Origin of the sequence: Sodalis sp. (in: enterobacteria), assembly GCF_047607725.1 — a bacterium.
Taxonomy (GTDB): Bacteria; Pseudomonadota; Gammaproteobacteria; order Enterobacterales; family Enterobacteriaceae; genus JBLKSS01.
Genome location: NZ_JBLKSS010000059.1, coordinates 1 through 8,903 on the forward strand (window position 1 = coordinate 1; position 8,903 = coordinate 8,903).

Genomic DNA, 8,903 nt, shown 5'->3' on the forward strand with positions numbered 1-8,903 from the left:
TCACATTGCCTTTTCTGCCGCCACGTTTTACCCCGTATTGCTCAATCGACAGGTCAATCAACGCCTGGATATCGACAAACTCGCGGTGTTTAAAGTCTCTTAATGCCTCATGCAGCGGCCTGGCGCGCGCCACAATATCGTTGACCAGCGCGTCGCGCTCCTTATCAATGGGTTTCACCATGGCGTCTGGAATGAATGCGCCCTTGGCGTCCTGCCAGTAACCGGCGGGCACCGTATTTTCATGTGGATTAGTGGACATGGGGGACTCCTTTAATCATATTTTCTTTTGCACCGATTTCAGAAAAATACAGATCTATCAGTTGAAATAACAGATAAGCACATTTTCCCTCATCCTGCGTGAAATTTTTTCGTTTAGTCTGGACATTCGCATGAATGCCTTTTTCACCCTATAAAATGGTCACTGTTAATTTAATCGTCATGGTAACCTCAATGTAATGACGCTGACCAAATCACCCGRCACCCACCTTTCATRAATGCCCCTTGCTTAAAACCACCCTGTGCGTTTTTGCCMAMGGTGATATAATYCRCCTGMCCCTKTTTTAATAACTGYTCACARARCKKATGGTGTTCAATACGGATAACSGGYKTRCARTTAYGCAATATMACGCYTTTTACGCTMACRCCTYTTATCRTCAAATAACGAAYAACGGCTTCTGCCTGCGTCATCGCSGCGATAASATGATTGTTRGTCGAYRCCKCTTTATRATGGAMTGACATACTTTCCTCCTTYAATGAATYAGCATTTCTGCATAGCGGTYGATTAACGYCACGGAAATMCCCTGATTGCCGATAGCGCTTGWSCGGGCCACCCCRCGCRCCAGTTTAAACAGGCGGCGATAATTRCCCCGTGAATGCTTGCGAAARGCGGCGGCAATCTCCGGCGCAAGCSGCTCGCCCGATGCYTCRCCGTTCGATAACAGGYTGCCCAGAATGGCACTGAAATCCTCRGCTTCRSTTTCTTTCYTRCGRGAYTCCAGGTCTAACGCCATRCCCACCCGGYTATAGAGCTGGGCGTAYTCCCCRCGWGAGCCTTTMAGATTGAGCAGCAGRCGCRGCATSCCCRCCAGCACAATGGCCACCCCGGAACGGTCGTGAATGCGSCGCARGACCTCAAGCGCCCTGTAGGGCARCAGYTCWGCCTCGTCAACCAGCACCAGCCAGTKCTTGTCRCGCAGCCCYTGCACACACTCCTCGACCAGCTCATGRATATTGCCGGTTTTYCGCAGRCCCAGCCGGGYGCACAKCGCYTGCAAYAACACCTTGGCGGTATAGCCGGGGTCGGCTTCARTCAGGATGACRCCTTTATTGGCGCTGTTGGCGCGYACATACTCCTTCAGCACCATGCTTTTTCCCATGCCTGCCGRGCCGTATATCACGCCGATRTCGCCGAAGTCRTGCGTGSCRCTAATCAGGTCCARCRCCACCYTGGCCAGATGGGTCGGCACAAAATGYACCTTRATRTCCCGCCGGTGGGCGCGCTCTRTCTCGCGGTCAAGAAAATCCCGCWGCGTRCCCTCGACGTTATCAATATTGCCGTTGTAGACCCCCTTTAAATATTGTGAAATGGTCGCGCCGCTTAATCCGGTTTTATCGGCCACCTTGCGCTGGGTGTAGCCTGACCGCTCCATCAGCTGGAAAATACGTTCTCGCGTTGTCATAAAATATATCCTTACCGGTTATTACCGACCTGCTTGATATCGTGCTCATATTCAGATTCAAATAAATACACCTTCTCTTTTTCAGGTGCCGATACCTTGGGTATCAGCAGGCTGTAATCGCTTTCCYTGGGCGCRTCAATCACCGGGCGTAATTCGTCTTTCGCATCCTGAATYTTRCTTTCGGCSAGTTTAATGCGACGYTTRGCGCGYRCCTCCAGSGCTTTTTCYACCCGCGAGACCGGCACCGGCGAGGCSGTATTGCCATTCCAGAGCGCRGTRCAGAGATARGCSCCGTCYATYTGGCGAATAATCACTTCGTYSGGATTATGRATRTCGTAGGCCACCCKYACCGTCTGGCGGTCTACCTCAATCAGCTCCCTGGCAAAATACTGGTTATTCAACARTTCAACCCAGCCGCGCTGGGCYACSCGTTTCTCTTCYGGCATAAACATCTCGCGCARCTCGCCCGGCGTCAGGTATTCAATRTTRTCYCCYTCCTCRGCSAGCAGGGCCTTGCGGTARGCRGCCGGCGTCATCGACTTGCCGTTGACCTTCGGCAGYGCGCTGTGCTCGTGGCTGTGGTTATAGCGCTGCACCTCCTCCTCGATGGCGTCTATCAGCTGCCGCCAGCTGGGCAATATCGCCAGCGTTTTYTGCTGRRYMGSRTTCAACTCCTTMCCCTGACGCARGGCATTCGACAGACTSAGCAGTTTTTGCCCCTGYACCCGCRCCCCGTTGGGGTCAGCGCTTAGCCCGTTATAGGTCTGAAAGCGCAGRGCCAGMCKACGWGGSAGMACMCCGTTAAGCCGCTCAATAATGCCYCGCGCCTGSGGATTGCCGGGGAKACCGGTAATATGCTCAATGCCCAGCCGGGGGAAAATCCCGGTGATATCCGCATCCAGCATCTTGTTGGTCTCACCACCRCCGTTATCGGAGTAGGCAAACAGCGGYTTGCCGTGGTGCTGGATGGCATAACGCCAYGCATCSGCCACCGCGATGGCGTTYTCCGCCAGYGACAGRCTCCAGCCCACCAGATAGCGGGTGCGYCCRTCGAGCACCARRGTCAGCTCMGGGGTAAAGGGYCKMCCGTGTATCGGATGCGCCACTTTCATGTTCAGCGACTTGCCRTCGGCTATCCAGCAGCCGTTCACCGGCATCTGYGCCCAATCCCGCTGCTGGTARAMCTGATACGCCTTRAGCGCCGARCCGGTAACCCGGCCCTTGACCCTTCGGTGAGGCGCAACCCGCCTGACCATGCGATTGACCTTGTCGTAGGTCGGCAGGGCCGCCAGCATGGCDGGCTGGTCATGGTATTTGCTCTGCCAGTCCGCCTGAAACGCGCGGTAGGCTTCCAGCACCGTCGGGCCACAGGGCCGGGCATAATGCGGCCAGAACAGGGTGTAGAACCACGTCATGTCCTCGGGACGCTGCTTCHTGGGCTGACCGGGAGCCAGTATCGCCAGACGCTCCTGGGGCCGCTCDGCGCTGAGATAGAGACTCACCCACTCCTGCAGGCTGCTTTTGCCCACCCCTTGCCGGGTGCGGCCCTTTTTGGCGTTGGMCAGCGTGGCGGCGCGCTGCAGGGCCTCGGGCAATGTRCCGGYCTTTGACTCMTCGRCGATAAAGGTCACCGCCGCAATGCGGGTCATGCCGGCCTGCTGTAACCGGATCACTTCCTGTGCCAGCATCATGCGCGCATCGGCAATCTGCTTCTGGTGATCGTTCAGGGCCTGCACCTTGSGGTCRAGCAGGGCCGGACATTGGCGCATGATCGCCAGCTCATCACGCGACTTGATGGCGGTGCTGYGYTTGACCGRMTCATCAACCGGCTGGRCCGGGGCYTGCGCWATYARRGATTTATAGTGCCGYTGTTTGATGATCTCGCGWGYTTGYTCYGGYAAACAATCGATGTGGTACTCGAAAGCCTTGGTGCCCKRRCGYTTRCGKACYARWTCRGRTGAAYYTKCMGWMYRYYKAYWCARTGMCYRGCGAAKKCCCTKSRWWGTSSCRGGYAAWCYGGGTAMWCCSAYTAAYTCWYTSRCSRYAACAAACATRATTAMGACAYCTTGCKSAYATARCKWSYMGKNCTGTAACGGCTCGGCCAGATCACTTCCGGCTCTACCCCCAACGCATTAGCAATAATTTGCTGATACGGTCTACATGGTGTACGCAAAACGGTTTTAGTTTTAAGTGAGTCTTTGCTATAACCCGCCTCCAGTGAAAGCGCGCGGAGCGATAGTCCTCTTTTGTGGATTTCCACCTTGATGATTTCAGGGTGCCAATCGACACACAGATCTTCTTTTTGACTCATCATTCATCTATCCTAAAAAGCTGCCCGTGGGGATAACTGCTCGGTTATCTCTACAGACAAAACCTACACCACCAAAAATACCAAATAAAGGTATTTTTGGTTATTTTGATGATTTTGTTATAACAGATTGTTTTACATGTATTTTTATGGAAAAGAACCCCGTATGAGAAAAGAACGCCTTGGTATTTTTCAGACACATGACAAAGAACCTGTCATCGATAGAATTGCGCAGCTAGCAAGGAGATACCCCTCGCGTAGTGCAGCTGCCAGAGCTTGGGGGATAAACATCAACACACTTAACAGCTATTACAAAAGGGAAGCGAATCCACCAATGCCACGTGAAAACCTTCTTTCTCGGATCGCAGAATGTGAAGAGATTACTCTGGAGTGGCTTCAATCTGGAGATGATAAAACACCAAATAAAATTGAAGATCGTGATGGATTGGTAGATATGCTCTTATTTTTAACTAAAGAAGAGCGGGAGCAATTGACAACCATGTTAGCTCGCAAAGGGGTAGAAACAGTTCTCTATCTGCTTGACGAGAATAATATTGAATTGCTGCGCCTAGATCACGTGGTGAAAGAGAAAATCCTTGGACAACAGCCTCAAACACAAGAAGAGGCTGCTTTAAACGCTCGGAAGGCTAGAGAGTGTGGTCATTGATGGCAACAATGAGGCAGGGGAAGAAATCCTAACAAGCTATAGCAAAAGGGCCGTTTAAATAAATAAAATATAAATATATTGTGTAGACTTAGCAACAAAATCGTTAATCAAAAACTGTTTAAACGGCTTTCAAACTTACTCAAACCACGACTAATCCAGTCCAGAATATAGTGAAAAAACTCATTTTCCGCTCATTTTTTACGACGAGTTCAAAATCCTTAAAATGGCTGTAAGCCGCGCCAGTAAAAGGCTTCCTGCTAACCCAACGTTCCCTTTGAGAGTCCGGAAATGGTTGCCACCCCACAATCCTGATCAGTCAACTGCCGGTAAAAAAATGGTATGGACTGATAGAAAACCCCACGACAGCTGACGCGTTACTCGATCGGCTAGTACACCCGTAAGCGCGCCGTGGAGGACGTCTTGAATTATTGGTGGGTTTGTTGTATGAGACAGTAAACCTACGTTACACGCTTATGCTCATTGCATTTTCACATTGTATTGATTTTAATAACTTTTATTTCCATCCCTGTTTGAGTGATATGAAATTAGTGGTTCTGAAGTTTGTGATAGTGTCCATTAAAATTTAAGTGGACACTATCATCGCCGGATTATCCATGATCTAACAGCCGTCCCTTATAGGATGCGGGTTCACTAGACATCGTAGTGGAACATATTCTTACCGGGCCATACAACAAACCCACCAATAATTCAAGACGTCCTCCACGGGGCGCTTACGGAAAAGGCGTCAATCACCGCCTCCATGCCCTGAAACTCCCACATGCCGTGCGGCCCAACGTTCTCCACCGGATACCCCATCGCCTCCACGTCCTGACGCAGCACATGGCGGTAAATTTACCCAAAGGCCACCTGATTGGCGTAGAGTGCTTCGACAAAGCCGGTCTTGCCCACCGTGTCAGACGACAGCGTCTGCCATTTGCCGGCATGCTGCGTCGCGTTGGCCACCACCGCATGGGTATGCAGCTGCGGGTCAAGGTCGCGCGACGTATCGTGATTGAACATCGCCACCACCAGGTTGCCGGTGAGTTTGGTTTCAGAAACGCCGGCGGTCATGCTTCGCGTCGAGGCCAGTTTCTCCACCTCGCGCTGCGCCACCTCAACGGCGCGGTTGTGCGCCGCCACCAGACGTTTGTCGCCGCCGGGGAGCGCCATGATGGACACACTCTTGGGCGCGGAAAACGTCAGGTCATACCCCGGACGATGGGCATTGCGCCCGTCCTTCATCCGCGACAGGTCGCCGTCGTCCGGCAACCGGCCCTCGAGCACCGAGACAAAGTCCGCCAGCTTCACCGCACCCGACAACCCCAGTGCCTCGGCCCCCTGCCCGACCCAGCGCTCGTCCATGCTGCCCAGCACGTAGTAGTTATCCTGATGGGTGTAGTAGTCACCTGCCTTGCCGGCCGGTCCCACCTGACCGATGCTCATCATCTGAAGTTTCCCCCTTCGTTCCAGCTAATGGCATGTATATCCCTTTGACATATCCCAAACAACCTCCTAAAATGGATAGACAAAACACATATCTGTGAGAAGAGGTGTATTATGGAAACAACGGTTTTTCTCAGTAACCGTAGCCAGGCAGTACGATTGCCAAAGGCTGTGGCACTACCCAAAGATGTAAAACGCGTGGAAGTGATTGCTGTCGGCCGTACCCGCATCATTATTCCTGTGGGGGAGCGTTGGGACAGCTGGTTCGATGGGGATGACGTCAGCGCTGATTTTATGACTGCACGCGAGCAGCCACCGGAACAAGAGCGTGAGACGTTTTGATGCTGAAATATATGCTGGACACAAACATTTGCATCTACACTATCAAAAACAAACCAACACAGGTCAAAGACCGCTTTAATCTCAATGCATCCCGCCTGTGCATCAGTACTGTCACCCTGATGGAACTGATATACGGCGCGGAAAAAAGTCTGTCTCCAGAGCGTAATCTCACCATTATAGAAGGCTTCGTCGCCCATCTTGAAGTATTGAACTATGACACGCTTGCAGCCGCCCACAGCGGTCACATCCAAGCGGAACTGGCAAAGCAAGGCAGTCCAATCGGACCCTTTGACCTGATGATTGCCGGACATGCGCGTAGCAGAGGATTGGCAATTGTTACCAACAATACACGGGAATTTGAGCGGGTTGACGGTCTTCGACTCGAAGACTGGTGCTGATTCTATCATCAGAAATCATCCCCCGGCTCGCCCTGTGCAACCTCATCCCGTTCACGGCGTCGATGTCCCGGATTGATATTCACCTCTTCCCGGCGCTGCATCGCCTGCTGATGCCGCTTATCCTGCTCTGATTGCCAGGCTTCGTATTGCGCCATGTCCACCACTTCCCCCTCAGCACTGATACCCGGCGGTGAATCATGCTGTTCGGCGTCATCGGCTTTCTCGGGGCGCACCGACGCTAATTCGCGCTCACGCCCACCCCCGGCATTGCCCGAGGCCGCCGTCGTCTGTGTGGTCGATACCGTCGGCTTTTTGGCGGCAACCTCACCGGCTGTCGCGATGGGCGCTAGCGCCTGTTCAGCAACCGGTGGTGGTGCCTCGTCATCAACACCCCCATTGCCCACAAACAGCGCCGCAAGGTTGCCAACCTCTTTCTCACGCTGCGCCAGCGCACTTGTCAGCCGCTCATCGGCCTGACGGTCAATGGCCCGTTCGATATACGCCGGGGCAACCGGTTGGCTTTTTTCGTACTTCAGTGTCAGCTTCACCGCCGGATACGGCCCCGGCAAGGTGGCGTAACAGCACAAATCCGGCAACATCTGGATATCGCTGTAGCTCACCAGCTGCATGCGTTCCAAATCCTTGCCAACGGACACCCCGTCCCGGACCGAATCGGCACCGTAGGAATACTGCTCTGATGCCTTCCGGTACTCTTTTTCACCGACTTCCCCCGCCGCGAACTCTGCCCCCACCCGATCCGGTACGCTGAAAAGAAAACGGGTACGCAGTACCCCGAACAGGGTCGCCGCCGCCTTGACGCCATAAATATCTTCCAGCTGGGAATACGTCTGGAAGCCCAGCGCGAAACATCCGCCGAACTTGCGCGCCTCCGGCACGATGGACACCAGGTCGGGCAGCTTGTGCAGGGTGGGAATTTCGTCGGCGAAAATCCAGACGCGGCGATCTGGGTTTTCGCCCATCGACAACAGGCTATGCGAAGCCATTGACAGCCACATGGAGATCAGCGGTTTGAGCGCTTTATGACTGGCAGCGTCAGAGGTCAGAAACAGCCAGCCATTTTTCCCGCTGTCCTTCACTCTCCGCATCCAGTCACGAACAGTGAAAGGCACCCCCTGTTTCTCTATGCCCTGCAGGTAACGCAGCGCCTTGGCATAGTTGGTGAGCACCGAACGGATAGAGATGGCGGTTTTTTCGATTTTGCCATCAACCAGGTTGGCGGCCGGCGTGCCCTCCAGGTAAGCGCGCAGACGCGACAGGTCGATGGACAACAACGTGTTGAGCAACTTGGCATAACTGCGGGCGGGGTCATTACGCATCCGGTAGGCGGCTTCAACAAAGATGGTACGGGCTGATCCCTGCCAGAACGGATCGTCACCGTTGCCCATCGGAATCAGAATATCGGCGGCGTTCTCAAAATCCGGCAGCGTCAGGCACTCAGACCACAGGTCCCAGGCCACGCAGCGCGCATCCAGCGGGTTAAGGATCAGGTCATGCTGCGGATCGTAGTAGTCCTTGACGAAATCGCAGGACTTGTCGAACACAATGACCATATCGCCGCGTTTGCGCGCATAGTTCATCAGTTTGCGATACAGCCGCGATTTCCCCGTACCGACACTGCCCATGATGCAGAAATTTTTCACTTCACTATTTTTTATAAGCGGCAAGCCGTCGATACGAATATCCGAGGCCATGCCATTGCGCCGGAGCATTTTAGCCACCACCGCCGGGTTATCCGTCAGGGTACGCCCGCCGGTGACCTCGTCTTCACTCTGCTGGCGGCCCTGACGCCCCAATACCCAGACCGCCAAAATCCCGCCCACCACGCCGGCGGCGAACAGCGCCTCACGCCATACCAGTTGCCCGCAGTAGACCACGTAGCGGTCGACTAGCACCTGCTGCGTGGTATAAACGTAAGCGCCCCGTGGAGGACGTCTTGAATTATTGGTGGGTTTGTTGTATGGCCCGGTAAGAATATGTTCCACTACGATGCCTAGTGAACCCGCATCCTATAAGGGACGGCTGTCAGATCATGGATAATCCGGCGA

The 8,903-nt window shown here is 53.9% G+C and carries 6 protein-coding genes and 4 pseudogenes; 4 read left to right on the plus strand and 6 right to left on the minus strand.

The features are described from left to right. From ACMX3H_RS06075 to ACMX3H_RS06090, 4 genes and pseudogenes are all read right to left on the minus strand, one after another. The coding region (locus ACMX3H_RS06075) for a DUF3164 family protein (protein WP_415210174.1) at positions 1-259 on the minus strand (259 nt) is incomplete at its 3' end. 490 nt (positions 260-749) lie between these two features. Then, positions 750-1,679 (minus strand): AAA family ATPase, encoded by a 930-nt coding sequence (locus ACMX3H_RS06080; RefSeq protein ID WP_415210179.1) that lies wholly within the window; start codon positions 1,677-1,679, stop codon positions 750-752. A gap of 11 nt (positions 1,680-1,690) precedes the next feature. Then, positions 1,691-3,415: a Mu transposase C-terminal domain-containing protein gene (locus tag ACMX3H_RS06085; protein WP_415210175.1), complete on the minus strand. Its 1,725-nt coding sequence runs from the start codon at positions 3,413-3,415 to the stop codon at positions 1,691-1,693. A 320-nt stretch (positions 3,416-3,735) separates the two neighbouring features. Further along, positions 3,736-3,990: pseudogene (locus ACMX3H_RS06090) on the minus strand (helix-turn-helix domain-containing protein). A gap of 163 nt (positions 3,991-4,153) precedes the next feature. Here ACMX3H_RS06090 and ACMX3H_RS06095 point away from each other — a divergent pair. Next, positions 4,154-4,654, plus strand: a complete 501-nt coding sequence (locus tag ACMX3H_RS06095) for a hypothetical protein (protein WP_415210176.1) — start codon at positions 4,154-4,156, stop codon at positions 4,652-4,654. A 302-nt stretch (positions 4,655-4,956) separates the two neighbouring features. After that, positions 4,957-5,052, plus strand: a pseudogene (locus ACMX3H_RS06100) (ATP-binding protein); the annotation flags it as partial. A gap of 337 nt (positions 5,053-5,389) precedes the next feature. Here the strand turns inward: ACMX3H_RS06100 and mobF are convergent. Then, positions 5,390-6,100: pseudogene (mobF, locus tag ACMX3H_RS06105) on the minus strand (MobF family relaxase); the annotation flags it as partial. Positions 6,101-6,211: 111 nt separating this feature from the next. Here mobF and vapB point away from each other — a divergent pair. After that, the gene (vapB, locus tag ACMX3H_RS06110) at positions 6,212-6,439 is read left to right on the plus strand and encodes a toxin-antitoxin system antitoxin VapB (protein WP_415210177.1); all 228 of its coding nucleotides are present in this window, start codon (positions 6,212-6,214) and stop codon (positions 6,437-6,439) included. Next, positions 6,439-6,837: a type II toxin-antitoxin system tRNA(fMet)-specific endonuclease VapC gene (gene vapC / locus ACMX3H_RS06115; RefSeq protein WP_415210178.1), complete on the plus strand. Its 399-nt coding sequence runs from the start codon at positions 6,439-6,441 to the stop codon at positions 6,835-6,837. Before vapB ends, vapC begins: the two co-directional genes overlap by 1 nt. Before the next feature lie 8 nt (positions 6,838-6,845). Here vapC and traD read toward each other — a convergent pair. Continuing rightward, positions 6,846-8,753 (minus strand): annotated as a pseudogene (gene traD / locus ACMX3H_RS06120) (type IV conjugative transfer system coupling protein TraD); the annotation flags it as partial. Between the last annotated feature and the right edge of the window lie 150 nt (positions 8,754-8,903).

Coding starts and splice junctions, on each gene's coding strand:
- vapB (WP_415210177.1), top strand. CDS start 6,212: ATGGAAACAACGGTTTTTCTCAGTAACCGTAGCCAGGCAGTACGATTG.
- vapC (WP_415210178.1), top strand. CDS start 6,439: ATGCTGAAATATATGCTGGACACAAACATTTGCATCTACACTATCAAA.
- ACMX3H_RS06095 (WP_415210176.1), top strand. CDS start 4,154: ATGAGAAAAGAACGCCTTGGTATTTTTCAGACACATGACAAAGAACCT.